Genomic DNA, 16,889 nt, shown 5'->3' with positions numbered 1-16,889 from the left:
CGCTTTCATAAAATTACTGATTTTCTGGATATGTCTATTATCCTTTCACTCTAAGGAACCTTCAACACACCCATCTTTTTCTACCTCAACTACCTCAACACACTATAATTCTGTTAATTATTAACAATTTCCTACATCTTCTAGTTAATTTGTCCTTTTGACTTCACAGCGCCCTTGTTCTTCTGCCTTAACTACCAGATATAGTTTGACCTCTACGGATACTGTTGTCATTTCCTGAATATCTAATCTCACCTACATTATCTCACCCCTAACTCTACTCAACTATCCCCAGAATCAAATTTTTCTAGCTCTGCCACCTCTTCTGGTAATGGGGTAATGAAGAGATAGAATGGCCATCAAATATAGTTTTATCTCATTGAAATTGCTTCCCTCCTGTCTCCAACTTTTTCTTTTCTTTCGACTCAGTTCTCTCCTGCTTTTCCTGATTTTTCCTGAGGATAGACAACTTTCTACGGGCCATTGGCCTCAGACTTACTTTCTTCTCCGTCCCTAGATAATAGTGACTCAACTTATCTTTTATCTGTGTTATTGGCCAAATATATCCCCCTAAAATAATATATCTAGGATATTCCTTGCCGTTGGGCAATTTTTTTTATAGTGAAGCTCTTGATAAAAATGTCAAAAAAGTACTTCTCAACCTTTAGCATGCCCTAAGCGATCGCCTATCAAATCTCAATATACCTCTTCTCTCTTTCCAGACAACTACCCTGGGGACTCCACCGAAAAAAGATTTTAACTTATAACTATAGTATTAAATCTTAATCCAATTACGAAGCTAAATAGAAAACAATTTTTTTGACTGTGTCAAGCTATCTTGAATTACAATTAAAAATAAATTATCAAAGAGAATTAATTATTATTTTCCCAGCTTGTGGTGCAAAGTGGTCAAAAAGAAGTTAATTTAATTATTGATATTAGTCTCTGGAATTATCAAGCTTACTTAGGAGTAGTTTTAATATTTAGTTGACCAGGAGGAAGCGATCGCTCCCTTAATTTTTCTTGAGTCTCTTTAGAAAAATGGGAAACTATTACTCAACAGAAAAGAAAGATTTTTCCTGCTATTTCTTGATATTTTATGATTAAATTACGGCCTCAATCTGATAAATTCACACCTTGATAGCTAAAAATTAGATAATATTGAGCATCAGGTTTATTATTAACTTAATTAATTCTCAAAAAAAACAAGTCTAAACTTATTGTCAAAATAATGTTACAATCAATATCTAGAAATTTTAACTATGGATATTATATTATCAGGTGAATATCTTTTATCTGGATTAAATGAGACATTAGATAATTAAGAAAGTTAATCATCAAAATTTTCTCTGAGCTTTTATCAACCAGATTTGATATCAATCATTTATTGCAGAAATCTCTCAATCTATTTATAATATTGTTTCGATGTTATTCCTAATTTACTATTCAAGAGAATTTAGACATTGAAAAAAAGATAATATGAAAATTATCAAAAGTACTTGGAGTTATTTATTTTGGCTTGGACCAATTTCAGCTATTATCGGTGTATCAGCAGGATTTGTGTCAGGAAATTGGGAACCTATACCATTAATATTGATAGGTATTTCCATAATAATAACTGGCTTATGGATTTTTTATCAAGCTTATTCTAGAGAACAAAACCCAAACATAACTTGGTGGAGTGGTCGGGCAACTGAAGCAGGTACAAATGCAATTTTTGCAACTATTTCAGTCCTGATAATTTTGGGGATAATTAACTTTCTAGCAGTTCGTTATCAAACAAGAATAGACCTGACTGAAAACCAAAAATTTACATTATCACCACAAACTATAGAAATACTAGAAAATCTCCAAAAGCCAGTCAAACTTTGGATATTTGACCGAGGAGAAAATCCCCAATATACTCAGTTAATAGAAAATTATCAAAGACAAGGAAATGGTAAATTTATATTTGAGTTAGTAGACCCTCAAACACAACCAGGAAAAGCCAATCAATTTGGAGTAAAACAGTTAGGAGAAATTCATCTAGAAGTGGGGGAGAAAAAAGAAGTTATTATTAGTAAACAACTAGAGCTTCTAACAGAATCTAAACTCACAAATAGTATCGAAAAAATACTTGGTAGCCGAATTTTAAAAATCTACTTTATTCAAGGTCATGGGGAACGAGAATTAAAAGAAGGCCAAAAAGGTTTTTCTGAAGCTGTTAATGCTCTTGAAAGTAAGAATTACATAGTAGAATCTATCAATTTGGCAAGCATTTCTCAAGTACCAGAAGATGCAGATGTTGTAATTATTGCTGGTGCTCAAAGAAAATTTTTAGAAGCAGAAGTTATTGCTTTACAAGAGTATTTAGAAAAAGGTGGCGGTGTTTTGATAATGTTAGACCCAAGCACCGATCCAGGATTAAATAATTTATTTGAAGAGTGGGGTGTATTAGTTGACGATCGCCTAGCAATAGATGACCCCAAAATTGGTAGATTAGTCGGTCTTGACCCCTGGGTGGTATTAGTTACAATGTATGGAGAACATCCTATTACCCAAGATTTTGGTAATGGCATTTCATTATATCCCTTTGCCCGACCCATAGAAACTGAGGCCATAGATGGGATAAAGGAAAGTCCTATAATTTGGACTGGTAACCAAAGTTGGGCAGAAACAGATTTAAGGGGTGAGTTAAGATTTAATGAAGGTCGCGATCGTATTGGACCATTATCTTTAGGTGTAGCTTTGACTCGTTCTTCTACTGGGGAAAAAAATCAGGAAACAGAATTAGAATTGACTCCTATTCCTTCACTTCCTGGTCAACCACCTAATGAACCTACTACAACTTATACTTCAGAATTAGAAGCAGAAAAAAAGACAACTTCAGCAGAGGTTATTTCCCCACTTCCTGGTCAACCACCAGATGAATTAGATTCTAGTAAAATAGAGGTAAAATTAGAAAATAAATTAGAAGAAGCACGTTTAATAGTATTAGGAAATTCTCAATTTGCTACCAATGGTTGGTTTCAACAACAACTAAATGGAGACGTATTTCTTAATTCAATTTCTTGGTTAAGTAAACCAGAACAAGAAACACTTTCTATTAGTCCGAAAAAAACTACAAATCGTCGTATTGCAATGAGTTTAGTAAAAGCCAGATTTTTAAGCTGGATGGCAATTGTAATCTTGCCAATTTTAGCCTTGACAATTGGTGGAATAATTTGGTGGCAGCGACGATAAAAAGTCAAAATTTAGCTCCCCCCTAATACCATTTATCATTATCAAAAACTTTTCTACTTGAGTATTGATTAGGGGTAGGGACGTTGCGTGTTATGTCCCTACATACTCCCTAAAAGCATAAATAATATGAAAATCAAAAGAACAACTTTAATATTAATGTTAACAGCACTTGTTTTAGGAGGATTTGTTTACTTATACGAAATTCGAGGTAAACAACAACAAACGGAAACTCAAGAAAAACAAAAACAAGTGTTTAATTTTGATTCAGAACAAATTCAGACTATTACCATCAAACAAGAGTCAGAAACATTAACCTTAAAAATCAATAAAGAAGCAGAAGAAAAAGCCTGGAATATAACTGCACCTGTCGAAAAAAAAGCTGATTTACAAACAGTAGAATTTTTATTATATGAACTAACAAACTTAAAAAGCGATCGCTCTATATCAACTTCAATTTCTCGGTTATCAGAATATGGTTTAGAAAAACCAGAAATCACTTTAGAAGTTCAACTTAAAGACGGTAAAAACATGCGTCTATTTTTAGGTCAACCAGACTTTAATGGTAATTTTATATATTCTCAATTAGAACCGGAGGGAGAACCACCAGAAGAGGTATCTGTTTTGTTATTATCTGTCAACTTCAAAAATGTATTAACTAAACCAGTTTCCGAATGGGAAAAACTTGAAATCTCCGATGAGGAGAAAACAGAAGAAGAAGAAAAATCTACCGAAAAAAAAGAGCAACCAGAAACAAGCAAAGAACCATCGGAAAAATCATCTAGTAACTCAGAAGTTTCTCCCTCACCCACCAATTAATATTAATATTTATTCAAAGAATAGTTCTAACCCATAAATAGATTTATAGATTTGCAGCTAGAAAAATTATATTATGTTATAATTTATTACTTTTATTACCTTTTGACATCCTCACTAACTGTTAAGGACATAGAACCATAACCAGGCGAAGTTCAAAGACCAGTCTAGGCTTGACAACCTACTACAAACACCCCAACTTCACCGTTCCCCCTCCAGGAAGAGAGCTAAAGTGTGTGTCCATTTTTTGTCTCAAACTATCAACCTGCGCCTACCACTAATAAATTAATAATATTTTAACATATGTATCAAAAAAAAACAACTCAAAATTCCCCCTAATCAGGGTGGGAGGCATTAAAACTAATTTTTCCCTAAAAGTTTTATTAATTAAGCCAGAATAAATCTGATATCTAACGGGGGTTTTTATCCCTAAGAGTTGACAGTCACCTTAAGAAGCTAATTCTTAATAGCTGAATTCTACAGTTAACTAACTATTAGCTTTTCCTGATAGAATTCTCCCCAAACAGCATTTAGTTATAAGTTAATAATTCAAGAGCAATAGCCCCCTAGTGTTTTTTACCCATTGAGGAAAAATTAGGGATATGTAAGAAATAGGACTAAAATTTATACTATACATATACCTTGAGAAGCTGATTGCTAATAGCTAAGTTCTACTTCAACAGACCTCTGGGAAAATAGAGATTTTAAACATTAGTGCTATAAGGGTTTGAGAACCTTTTCTGGAAATATTTCATGACTAGCTTGACTCACTCTTGATGAAGTCTAATAGCGCAAACTGTTAAAATACTACAAAACCTAATATTTAAATTAGTTGAAAACCCAATTTCCCAAGGCATAACAATTATGACTCAAACTGCACTGAATATTGGGACGACCCTAAATAAAACCAAAAATGACGTTGAACTGCGTAAAGTATTCAAAGTATTTGAAGGCCATACAGCAGTAAAGGGCGTGGACTTCAATATTCGTCAAGGAGAATTTTTTAGTATTCTAGGACCTTCTGGGTGTGGTAAAACTACCACATTACGTTTAATAGCTGGATTTGAAACCCCATCGGCAGGTGAAATAATTATTCGAGGCCAATCTATGAGTCAAACTCCTGCTTACCGTCGTCCAGTAAATACTGTTTTTCAAAGCTACGCTTTATTTAATCATTTGAGCGTTAAAGATAATATCGCTTTTGGACTACGAATAAAACGTTTAGGAAAAACTGAAACTGAGGAAAAAGTAGCACAAGCTTTGCAGTTGGTCAAAATGGAGAAATTTGCTGATCGCTACCCTAATCAAATATCTGGTGGACAACAACAACGGGTGGCTTTAGCAAGGGCTTTAGTAAATCGTCCAGCAGTATTATTATTAGATGAACCCCTGGGGGCTTTAGACTTAAAGCTACGCAAACAAATGCAAATGGAATTGTCCAATATACATAAAGATTTGGGGGTCACATTTGTAATGGTAACTCACGACCAACAAGAGGCTATGAGTATGTCTGACCGCATTGCTGTGATGCACGAGGGTAGAATAGAACAAATAGGCTCTCCTCAAGAAATTTATGAGTGTCCTGAAAGTCCATTTGTCGCAGATTTTATTGGAGATACAAATTTATTTCAAGGTTGTGTCGAATATAATAATAATTCCAGTCTAGTTGTTAAGACAGATAGTGGTCTGAATATTTCTGCAGAATACAAAAAAGTAAATGGAAAAAACGGAGAAATCTATGGAGGTACTTCAGTAGTACTAAGTGTGCGACCAGAAAAAGTTAATCTCAGTCTATATCCTCCAGATGTATCAGAAAATTGTTTTGAAGGTAGGTTGAGGAATGTAATGTATATGGGAACTCATGTACATTATCAAGTAAATCTGTTGTCCGGTGATCAGATGATGGTAAGGCAACCAAATACAGAACGAACTTTGCCTAACTTAGATACTCCTATGTATGTCTACTGGTCAAAACAAAATTGTTTAGCTTTAAGTGAATCAAAATCATAACAATAGTTAAACACAATCAAAAAAAACGTAAACTTAATTTTGACTTTGAACTTTTTGTAACTACTGTGCCTCCAACTAATTTACAGAAATACCAAGGCAATGATATAGCTAAATCAATTTATCAGCAAAATACTACCACTTCTAGACGTAAATTTCTGAAAATGTCAGCAGCTACTATCACAGTTTCAACCCTCTCTGGTTGTGGTTGGAGATTAGCTGAAGTGAAATCTAACCCCAAAATGCGGGGTCGTTCAGATTTACTCTATATATATACTTGGGCAGGATATACAGATCAAGATTTGCTTGATCGCTTCTACAACGAAACTGGAATTAAAGTAGTTGCAGATGTTTTTGACTCCAATGAGTCAATGTTAGCTAGGGTCCAAGCAGGGGGGGGTGGAGCTTATAGTGTCATCTATCCATCTGATTATATGGTACAAAAAATGACTAATCTAAATTTGCTGACGCAGTTAGACCAATCTCTAATTGTTGGTTTAGACGACTTATTTCCCCAATTTCAAGACCCGATATATGATCCTGGTAATACCCATAGCGTACCCATAAGTTGGGGTACTACTGGTTTAATTTACAATAGCAAATTGTTATCTACTCCACCTAATGACTGGAAATATCTCTGGGAAAATCAAGATTTAGTATTGAAGCGGATGACTTTAGTGAATGATGTACGGGAGGTGATCGGTTGTGCTTTAAGAAAATTAGGATATTCTTACAACTCTACCAATGTAGATAACATTAAGGAAGCTTATCAAGAGTTACTCACGCTCAAACCAGCGATCGCTTCTTTTACTACAGATGGTTGGCGGTCTCAAATTTTGGTAGAAGATTTGTTAATTGCTATGTGTTATTCTTCTGATGCAGCAGAAATTAAACCAGAAAATGAAGATCTAGAATATATTACCCCACGCAGTGGTTCTTCCCTATGGACAGATACATTAGTAATTCCCAAAAATGCTCCTAACCCAGAGGGTGCTTATCAATGGATTAACTTTATGTTACAGCCAGATGTAGCAGCTCAAATTGTGGAAAGACTAAGTTTTACTACAGCTTCTCGTAAAGCTTATCAAATATTACCAGAAGAACTAAAGGAAGACTCTACTTTATTTCCTCCGGAGTCAGTTCTTGAAAAGTGCGAAAGTTTAGCTCCACTGGGTAAATATGAAGAAGTTTATGAAAGATATTGGACTCAATTAAGAAGTGAATAACTCAAAGAATAAAGAAGATAAATTACTGAATTTATTTATAGGATTATTCTACGAACTTTTTTGACTTATTAAGGTATAGGTAAAGATTAATAAATTTTCTTGTCTTTGAACATCTGTAGCATTACAGGCTTAGGCATCTCAAACTAAATCATACATTACTTTTAACTTTTCAATTTAAACTTATGTATAGCACTATATAACCAAATCCTTGATAAATTTTATAACTCATCTAACACCAAAAAAATTTTTAGGACATTGATAAAATTAAAATATTTATACAGTCAATAATTTTGACTTGAGCTAATTACTGATAAACGATAATTGATAACTGATATGACTACACCTACTAAACCATATTTTCCGGTGCTTAATTCTCAGTCAAACAATAGTATAAGTCAAATATTTATTAAAATATTAGGCCCTTTAATTTTATTAGGTCCGGCAGGTTTATGGTTATTGTTTTTATTATTATTGCCAACCTTAGTAATTTTTGAGCTGAGTTTAGTAGAAAATATTCGACCAGGAGATTTAGTAATTCCTGACGGTATCGGTAACTATTTACGAGTTTTTGAAGCCTTGAATTTAAAGGTAATTTGGCGTTCAATATATTTGGCTACGGGCACAACAATTTTATGTTTATTGTTAGGATTTCCTGTGGCTTATTGGATTGCTATAATGTCGCCAAAACATTGGCGAAATCTACTTTTATTGGGTTTTATTTTGCCACTTTGGACCTCATCTTTATTACGTTCTTATGCCTGGATTACAATTTTACGCCCCACTGGTGTATTAAATTCATTTATTGGAATTATTGGATTACCACCTTTGGAATTATTGAATCGAACTCCGGCAGTTTTGATTGGCATGAGTTATAGTTATTTACCTTATATTGTGACGGTTCTTTATGCTTCTTTGGAAAAATTAGACCGGAGACTATTAGAGGCATCATATGATTTAGGTGCTACTCCTACACAAACTTTTTGGAAAGTGACAGTTCCCCAAAGTTTACCTGGTATTGCTGCTGGTTCTTTATTGGTTTTTATTAGTTCTTTGGGAGATTTTGTTGACCCAGAATTATTGGGTGGCGCTTCCAGTATGACTGCCGCTAGATTAATTTATAACCAGTTTTTAGGAGCTACTCAAAATTGGGGTTTTGGTTCGGCTTTAAGTATGGTTTTGATCTTAGGAGTGAGTATAGCCATTGCTCTTTTACTAAAATTTGGTGATGGTAAACCCTCTAAATAAAGTCATTTCAGTTATCAGTTATTAGTTATCAGTTATTATTAACATGAAAATCTAATATAAATTAAACGAATGCTTAATTTATTCATTAAAAAGCTGACAGCTGACTGCTCATAGCTGAATGCTTACATCCTAAATTCTACTAGTTAATTTATGAACTTAAAAGCCTATAAAAATAAGTATTTTAGCAACTATTTATATTATAAAATTTTCCAAAAATTACCTTGTTTAAAGTTAAAATCATCGCAGAAATATAAAATATTAAGCATAAATAATGAATCAATTTTTTACTTATATTAATAACTATGATTTTATCCTAATTTCTGTCACAGACCCCTATAACTTCTGAATCATGATTTTAAAATATATTTTTTCCTAGGGAATGTAGATTAGATAAAAGCTTTTTATTCTCCTTCTTACTAGACCATTACTATCTCTCAAATACCCTAACATTCTCTTTTCCCTATCAACAAAGAATAAAGATAACTAAAGAGTTAAAGATGACAAATACTATTATTAATCCAGAAGATGATCTCCCAATAGATATGTCTAAATCTCAACCTAAACTTCAGATTTCTTGGCAGATAATATTTACAGTTTCCATGTTTTTGTTTATGTACTTGCCAATTTTTGTCCTGACTTTTTATAGCTTCAACAAATCTAAGTATAGTTCAGGATGGGAGGGTTTTACTCTACAATGGTATGTCAAACTTTTTCAGGATATTAGGATTTTAGTTGCTCTCCAAAATAGTTTAACTGTAGCTTTTTTTGCTGTGGCTATTGCAGCAGTTCTTGGTACTTTAATGGCGGTAGGTTTAGCTAAATATAAGTTTCGTGGTAAGTCCTTATATTTAGGTATTTCTTATTTGCCATTAATTATTCCTGATATAGCGATCGCTGTAGCTACTTTAGTATTTTTAGCTGCACTGGCAATTAGATTAAGTTTAGGGACAATTATTGCAGCTCATATTGTTTTTTGTTTAGCTTATATAGGTTTAGTTGTCTCCACAAGATTAGCAGATTTAGACCCTAATTTAGAGGAAGCTGCCCTTGATTTAGGGGCAACACCAGTAGAAGCTTTTATAAAAGTATTATTACCCCAATTATTACCAGGAATTGTGTCTGGATGTTTGCTAGCTTTTGTACTAAGTATGGATGATTTTTTAATTGCTAGTTTTACTTCTGGGAGTGGAGTTACAACATTGCCAATGGAAATTTTTAGTCGCATTCGTACAGGAGTAAAACCTGATATTAATGCTCTGAGTGTAATTTTAATTATAGGTTCAGGAGGAATAGGAATTGTTGGAGAATTGTTGCGCAATAGGAGTGAAAAAAAAAATAAGGGTTTTGTATAACCTAGATATAAATTATAAAGATTTACCCCCTTTCACTATTTATTCTAATTCCTGTTAATTATCATTACTCCCTACTCCATAATTTTTGTGTTAAATAGCAGGTAAAAAAAATAAACACCAGTTTTTAGCTCTGCTTATCTTGTCATTTCAAGAGCAGTAAATGATGATTTTGTTAAAAAATTGGTAGAAAATTTTTAGAGACTTAATCCTTATAAATCCCTTCTTCAATTTTCTCCCAGGATGAAAGTAAGATTGCTAAGTAAAGCAATAATACAGTCAGCACGAGCAGAGCATCAAATCTAGTTGAATCAAATTAATCAAAAGGAATTAAAGCGACAAATACATTACTTAATCAGAGTATCATTTATGATTGAGAATCAAATAATAAAAGTGATTTTTTTTAATAATAATAATATTATTTAAAAGTTTGCTTCAACTATTTTTCAAGACTAAACTGTAGCACAATCTCGTAACATCCAGATCAATAAATCCCCACAATAATTTTCTCAAAGTCTAATTAAAAACTAACTTACTTCACCCAAACAATAAGCTTTTATTCCCTGAGAAAAAAAGAAATCTATCGCCATTTCTACCTGAGTTGGTGACACTAAAACTACAAAACCAATCCCCATATTAAAAGTATTAAACATTACTTCTTTATCTACATTACCAACTTCAGAAATCCACTTAAAAATAGGAGGAATTTCCCAACTACTCTTATCAATATCAATAGACATTTTTTCTGGCAAACAACGAGGTAAATTTTCTGGTAAACCACCCCCAGTAATATTAGCCATACCATGAATTTCTAAACCAGACTTTTGCGCTGCTAAAATTGGTTTAACATAAATTTTTGTTGGAGTCAACAACATCTCTCCCAAACTTTTTTGCTCCAAAAAATCTAGGTTATCTTGTAGAAAAATATTATATTCATCAATAATCTTTCTCACCAAACTAAAACCATTACTATGAATTCCACTACTTTCTAATCCAATTGCCACATCACCTACTTTTACCTGAGACCCATCCAAAATCAAACTTTTTTCCACAATTCCCACACAAAAACCGGCTAGATCGTACTCACCAGGGAGATAAAAACCAGGCATTTCTGCAGTTTCACCCCCTATTAAAGCACACCCTGCCAAACGACATCCTTCCGCTATACCAGCAACCACTTCAGTTAATTGTTGTTGATTTAATTTTCCTGTTGCCAAATAATCCAAAAAAAATAGAGGTTCCGCCCCAGATGTTAACACATCATTAACACACATAGCAACAAGATCAATACCAACAGTATCATGACAATTCAAAGTATTTGCTAGTTTTAATTTTGTACCTACACCATCAGTACCAGAAACCAAAACAGGTTCTTTATAACCACTTGGTAAAGCAAATAATCCACTAAACCCACCTAAACCTCCTAAAACTTCCGGTCGGTGGGTACTAATAACCAAATTGCGAATATTATTAACAAATTCATGACCCGCTTCAACATCAACACCAGCTTGTTTATAATCCATCATTTGCAATATTTAAGCTACTCAAATCAGTCAAATAAACTAATCAGAGGATAGTATAACATTACTTGCGACAGTAAGGGTAGTTGCCTGCAAAGCACGAACCATAATGTTTCCTAACCCTTTTATATCTCTAGAAATTATTATTATTAATTCAAGGGAATTAATTGTTTTTGATGTTCCAAGTTTATGATGAATATGACCACAATTACTACAAGTTTTTCAAGTTAGTAGATTTATTATAACGAACCAGAATCACCTGATATGTGAATAAATGCTTTAATTAAATATTGTGCAAATTGATAATGACTCGACAAAAGTATATTTATGATTCACTTACGATTAATTTTTATGTTTTTCTCTACTATATTTGATGTTTTTAAAGTAGGTTAAAATCTAGTTTATCTCTATTGAAAACTTAGGAATTACGTTGATTCTGTAAATTATTAACTATTGTTGTAATCTTAGATCTAATCATATCTGTAGTTTTTCTCGTTTGATATCTTTAACATTTTGATGCTTTCGAGATTCTACTAATTAAATTATCAAATATTAAATATTTCTAGCTGGATTTCTTAACTCTTTAACTATTTTTCTATTTTTATGGCTTTTACTGTAGTGAAGTCTGAGAGTAAAAACAGTAATTATTTCTCAAATATCTAGCCATAAATATTTTATGTTATAAATACCTACTAAGTTACTAACTTTGATACTACAGCTTGATGTACATAATAATTTAAATTTAAACTACATCTAGCTTCTATAAGTTTACCATCAGCCTTGTTTCTAGAAAATAAACCAAAATATTTTTAATATTTGCTTCCCAATCTTAAAAGTTTGTGATATTGTGTTTCAGATCCTTAATCATAATTAAACATCAAAGAGTTTGAATTATCCGGAAAAGTCATTCCTGGACTATACCAAGGTAAATACAACTCTAGATGTGCTAATAAAAAAATAAATTTATGAAGCACAAAATTTGGACTGGTCTTATGACTTTCCTAATGTTTTCTCATGTAGGTGCAACTTACTGTTATACCTATGTTCTCCGGGAAGGCAAAACTGATCAGCCGAACGAACCAATAGATAGAAATTTAGAAACACATGATAATTTACCAAAAACCTTTGCTAACAGCCAAACAGATATACTAAAAGTTAGAAAACTTAGGTTTAACACAAAAAAAGAGCCCAATAGCATTACTAAAATTAAAGCTCATGAACTGCTTGATCGCCAAGCGGCAACTCTCTATGTTCGCAATATTCCAGTTCTGACTTTTCTTGACTCTGATAAAACTAATAAGAAGGCTGATCATCAAGGTTCAAACTCTGCGGCCAAAGCAGCTACTATTCAATGTTGCAATTCAAACAAACAAAAAGATCCCCTGTCGGAAGCATTAGTAGTTGCGTCCCGACTAGACCAATTTATTCAGGAAAGTCCCAATTTAAAGATTACAGCAAAGTGGGATGCAGATACCAAAGGCTACATAATTCTGGCCAATGACCAAAAATTAGTAGAAATAAATGAGCAGACTATCCTACCAGATACTACCAACGACTTAGCAATAGATACTTTACAAGCAACGAACCGCCTACGACGACAAGTTAATAATGCTCCTCCTTTAAAAGAAATAGGAGGTAAACCACAACTATTGCCACAACCGAAAGCAAAAAAAGTTGCTCCTAAACCAATTCAGTTCCAATTTCAAGGTTGGGCATCTTGGTATGGCCCTGGATTTCATGGTCGCTTAAGCGCTAATGGCGAGCGTTTTAATCAATACGCAATGACTGCTGCTCATAAAACCCTACCTTTTGGAACAAAAGTACGAGTGACTAATTTACATAATGGTAGTTCAGTTATTGTGCGAATTAATGACCGTGGTCCATTTATTCCAGGTAGAGTTATTGATTTATCCTCTGCTGCAGCAGATGTTTTAGATATGATTCAAATTGGAGTTGCTCCTGTCAAAGTAGAGGTTATGGCTCGTGAATCATAAATAAGGCTTGAGTTGGTAAAAGATCAGCAAATAAAAACCAATTTTTACCCTAAGTACGACTTTTAAATTTAATATATTTTGGTGTTTGATGAGTCAAAGCTTTTCATTTTATCCATCGCACCTATAGTTTTAAAATAGAGCAATTAAAATTTTTAACATTACCCAGATATTACCCCCCCCCATTGAAGTTAAGGTCCGCAATAATTATCCCTTGCACATTCATTTAGAAAGGGATGTCAATGGTTAATTGATTTCTAATTTTTTAGAGTAGAATAAACATTGCTATAATAAATTCAAAATTGCTTATATTGGTCAAGAAAAATGCGTTTATTTACAACTATTGCAGGGTTAAACTGCTACTTAAATTTACTGCGAAATGAACAAAAAAAATCTCCAGATACTATTGGTTTAGTTCCGACAATGGGAGCTTTGCACAAAGGACATTTAAGTTTAATTAAACGTGCAAGAGAAGAAAATACGATTACGGTTGTCAGCATTTTTATTAATCCTTTACAGTTTGCTCCTAGGGAAGATTTTAAAGAATATCCTCGACAGTTAGAAATAGATAAAGAATTTTGTGAAAAGGAAGGAGTAGACGTAATTTTTGCTCCCACTCCTGAAACAATGGGTATGAAAAATGCTTTATCTACTGATGCTCAAGACTCTACAACTACAGTTGTTTCTCCATCTCATATGACATCAATTATGTGTGGAGTTTCTCGACCGAATTTTTTTCAGGGAGTGGCAACAATTGTAACTAAGTTATTGAATATAGTTAAACCAAATAATGCTTATTTTGGGCAAAAAGATGCTCAACAGTTGGCAATTATTAAGCAATTGGTTAAAGACCTGAGTTTGCCAGTTAATATTGTTTATTGCCCAATAATTCGAGAAGCTTCAGGATTAGCTATTAGTTCTCGGAATCAATATTTAACTCCTGAACAAAAGGAGCAAGCTTCTATGCTTTATGCTTCTCTTTGTTATGGTAGAAAAATATTTTTAGAGAATCAAGATACCCCAAATATTTTAGAAACAGTTGAAAATGCTGTTAAGGAAAAGTTAGCATCTCAACCAGTATTAAAACTAGAGTATTTGGAAATAGTTGACCCTGAGACTTTAAAACCTTTAGAAAATATTCAAAATATAGGTTTATTAGCGATCGCTGCTTATATTGGCTCTTGCCGTTTAATAGATAATATACTTTTGAGAAACCGTAAACCTATCATTGCAATTGATGGGCCTGCTGGTGCGGGGAAATCTACAGTTACCAAATTAGTGGGACAAAGCCTAGGACTTTTGTACTTGGACACAGGAGCAATGTACCGGGCAGTAACATGGATGGTATTACAATCTGGTGTGCCAGTTACCGACCAAGCTCAGGTAGCAGAATTAGTAAGTCAATGCCAAATCAGCTTTAATAGTCCTGAAAATAACCATGTCGTAATCAATGGCCAAGATGTCACAGTAGCAATTCGGAGTAGGGAAGTAACAAATAATGTTTCAATTGTTGCAGCCCAGCCTACAGTGAGGTATTTTATGGTCAAACAACAACAACAATTTGGCGCTAAAGGAGGAATAGTAGCAGAAGGACGAGATATTGGCTCTCATGTTTTTCCAAATGCTGAACTAAAGATTTTTTTAACCGCTTCGCTAAAAGAGCGATCGCGACGGCGACTAGTTGAATTAAAACAGAAAGGTCAAACGAACATCAGCTTAGAAGAAGTAGAAAAAGAGATTATTTGTCGTGACCAAAAAGATACTAACCGAAAAATTTCTCCCTTGCGAAAATCTTCAGATGCTGTTGAAATTAGTACAGATGGTTTAAGCATAGGTGAGGTCACTCAAAAAATTGTAGATATTTTTAAGACAACTTGCTATGGAAAATCCTCAGTAAATAACATAATTTAAATTAACGTCTAATTTTATGAGGAAAATTAATTAAAAAAATTAAAAATAAGTCAAAATATTGTATACATTGCTCAAAAATTATCAAGTCATTAAATTTATTATTACTTCATTACTAAACAGTAATTATGAAAGTAAAATCATCTAAAAAATAGGTCAAAATTTCTATTTTCAAAATTTCTGCTCAAAAATTACAAAATAGTAAGAAAGAAAAAGATGACAAATTTAGATAGATTATCTAAGCCGGGAAAACCTTTAACAACAATTATAGCAGCAGGAGGCAGTTTTTTAATTGGGATACTAATACCAGATATATCTGCGAAACTACACTTAAACACAAGAGAAATCCCACCAGTAACTAGCAGTGCAATTAATCAACAAGCAAATAGTAAAGAAAACAAATTAGAAATAACTAAAATCAGTCCTATCCTGGCTAAAAACATTGATACAACTCGACAGAAACTTAGGGAATTAGAATTAAAAATTTTTCAATTTAGTGTACCTAAAAGGTTTCAAGGAAAAACTGTTCAAAATATTACTCTTAAAAACAAACAAAAAGTTATTGCCTTAACTTTTGATGACGGTCCATGGAAGAAAACTACAGAACAAATATTAGATATTCTGAAAACACATAACATTAAAGCAACTTTTTTCGTAGTCGGCCAATATTTAAACGAACATCAAGAAATAGGGAAAAAAATTGTAGAAGCAGGTCATGTTATTGCGAATCATACATGGAACCACCCCGATCAAAAAAGTAAAATTAATCAAAAGCGTATTGAAAGTGAAATTGAAAGTACAGCAAAGCTTATATATCAAGTCACAGGTAAGAAGACTAAACTATTTCGCCCTCCTGGTGGTGTTCTTGAGAATGGTTTAGCTGACTATGTAAAAGAACGGAAACATACTGTAGTCTTATGGTCTGCTGATTCTGTAGACTGGTATTACAGGTCAGCTCCAGAAATTACCAAAAGGGTTTTGAATAAAGCTAGCAACGGTGGTATTGTATTACTACATGATGGTGGAGGCCCAAGAAAGCATGTTGTAGAAGCTTTACCCAAGATCATCTCTGGTTTGAAAAAACAAGGTTATGAGTTTGTAACAATACCAGAACTTCTCACAATTAAAGATAGAGAATTAAATAAGCAAGAGTTAGCAAAACAACAAAATCAAAACCAATAACAATTAAAGAAGTTGATAGGTTTTAGGTTTAAGAGCATGGTAATTTAAACCAACCCCAAGCAATTAATGATAGTCTATTTTTTTTCCTGTGAAAGGTATGCTCTAACGGAGAAAAAACCTGTTAACTCCCTTGCTACAAACTGTTTATTACTTAAGCTGAAAAGACTGAATATAGATAATGGTGGTCAGAAGTTTCTGCTATAATTAGGTATATGTTAAAATTTGTTGCTGCCTAACAAAATGTAAATTCTTCTCAAATTAATTCCAATCAACTATCTAGAGTCCATTGAAGTAACTTTAGAAAATTTAATATAGTTAAGTAATTTCTGTGAATACCTGTGAATACCTACTTAACTATGTTTAAAAACGATAATATATTTCTGGTATGATAAAAAACTATAACCTATCCCGATAGTTAAGAGGAGTGGG

The 16,889-nt window shown here is 33.1% G+C and carries 11 protein-coding genes; 9 read left to right on the top strand and 2 right to left on the bottom strand.

Translation table 11 applies throughout. The features are described 5' to 3' along the window. Nucleotides 1-373: 373 nt before the first annotated feature. Nucleotides 374-607 carry a hypothetical protein gene (locus TERY_RS13475; protein WP_044136813.1) on the bottom strand — a complete coding sequence of 78 codons (234 nt, stop codon included), beginning with the start codon at nucleotides 605-607 and terminating at the stop codon, nucleotides 374-376. An 869-nt stretch (nucleotides 608-1,476) separates the two neighbouring features. Here TERY_RS13475 and TERY_RS13470 point away from each other — a divergent pair. The 6 genes from TERY_RS13470 to TERY_RS13445 all read left to right on the top strand — a co-directional run bounded on the left by TERY_RS13470 (nucleotide 1,477) and on the right by TERY_RS13445 (nucleotide 9,862). Beyond that, a complete protein-coding gene (locus tag TERY_RS13470; RefSeq protein ID WP_011612344.1) occupies nucleotides 1,477-3,219 on the top strand; it encodes a Gldg family protein in 1,743 nt (580 codons plus the stop codon). A 126-nt stretch (nucleotides 3,220-3,345) separates the two neighbouring features. Next, nucleotides 3,346-4,035, top strand: coding sequence for a DUF4340 domain-containing protein (locus tag TERY_RS13465; RefSeq protein WP_011612343.1), 690 nt, complete (start codon nucleotides 3,346-3,348; stop codon nucleotides 4,033-4,035). An 861-nt stretch (nucleotides 4,036-4,896) separates the two neighbouring features. Then, nucleotides 4,897-6,042, top strand: a complete 1,146-nt coding sequence (locus TERY_RS13460) for an ABC transporter ATP-binding protein (RefSeq protein WP_011612342.1) — start codon at nucleotides 4,897-4,899, stop codon at nucleotides 6,040-6,042. Between the two features lie 161 nt (nucleotides 6,043-6,203). Next, nucleotides 6,204-7,265 carry an extracellular solute-binding protein gene (locus tag TERY_RS13455; protein WP_011612341.1) on the top strand — a complete coding sequence of 354 codons (1,062 nt, stop codon included), beginning with the start codon at nucleotides 6,204-6,206 and terminating at the stop codon, nucleotides 7,263-7,265. 333 nt (nucleotides 7,266-7,598) lie between these two features. Continuing rightward, nucleotides 7,599-8,510, top strand: coding sequence for an ABC transporter permease subunit (locus TERY_RS13450; RefSeq protein ID WP_011612340.1), 912 nt, complete (start codon nucleotides 7,599-7,601; stop codon nucleotides 8,508-8,510). A gap of 497 nt (nucleotides 8,511-9,007) precedes the next feature. Continuing rightward, nucleotides 9,008-9,862, top strand: a complete 855-nt coding sequence (locus TERY_RS13445; protein ID WP_011612339.1) for an ABC transporter permease subunit — start codon at nucleotides 9,008-9,010, stop codon at nucleotides 9,860-9,862. 524 nt (nucleotides 9,863-10,386) lie between these two features. Here the strand turns inward: TERY_RS13445 and purM are convergent. After that, nucleotides 10,387-11,382, bottom strand: coding sequence for a phosphoribosylformylglycinamidine cyclo-ligase (purM, locus tag TERY_RS13440; RefSeq protein ID WP_044136811.1), 996 nt, complete (start codon nucleotides 11,380-11,382; stop codon nucleotides 10,387-10,389). A 962-nt stretch (nucleotides 11,383-12,344) separates the two neighbouring features. On the opposite strand from purM, the gene TERY_RS13435 reads away from it, so the two are divergent. From TERY_RS13435 to TERY_RS13425, 3 genes are all read left to right on the top strand, one after another. Next, nucleotides 12,345-13,373, top strand: a complete 1,029-nt coding sequence (locus TERY_RS13435; RefSeq protein ID WP_011612337.1) for a septal ring lytic transglycosylase RlpA family protein — start codon at nucleotides 12,345-12,347, stop codon at nucleotides 13,371-13,373. A 321-nt stretch (nucleotides 13,374-13,694) separates the two neighbouring features. Next, nucleotides 13,695-15,281, top strand: a complete 1,587-nt coding sequence (locus TERY_RS13430) for a bifunctional pantoate--beta-alanine ligase/(d)CMP kinase (RefSeq protein WP_011612336.1) — start codon at nucleotides 13,695-13,697, stop codon at nucleotides 15,279-15,281. Between the two features lie 213 nt (nucleotides 15,282-15,494). Further along, entirely contained in the window at nucleotides 15,495-16,460 is a 966-nt protein-coding gene (locus tag TERY_RS13425) for a polysaccharide deacetylase family protein (RefSeq protein ID WP_011612335.1), read from the top strand. The last annotated feature ends 429 nt before the right edge of the window (nucleotides 16,461-16,889 follow it).

The sequence above is a fragment of the Trichodesmium erythraeum IMS101 genome, from assembly GCF_000014265.1.
Lineage (GTDB): Bacteria > Cyanobacteriota > Cyanobacteriia > Cyanobacteriales > Microcoleaceae > Trichodesmium > Trichodesmium erythraeum.
The sequence above is the reverse complement of the archived record's forward strand: the minus strand, read 5'-3'. Positions and strand labels throughout refer to the sequence as shown.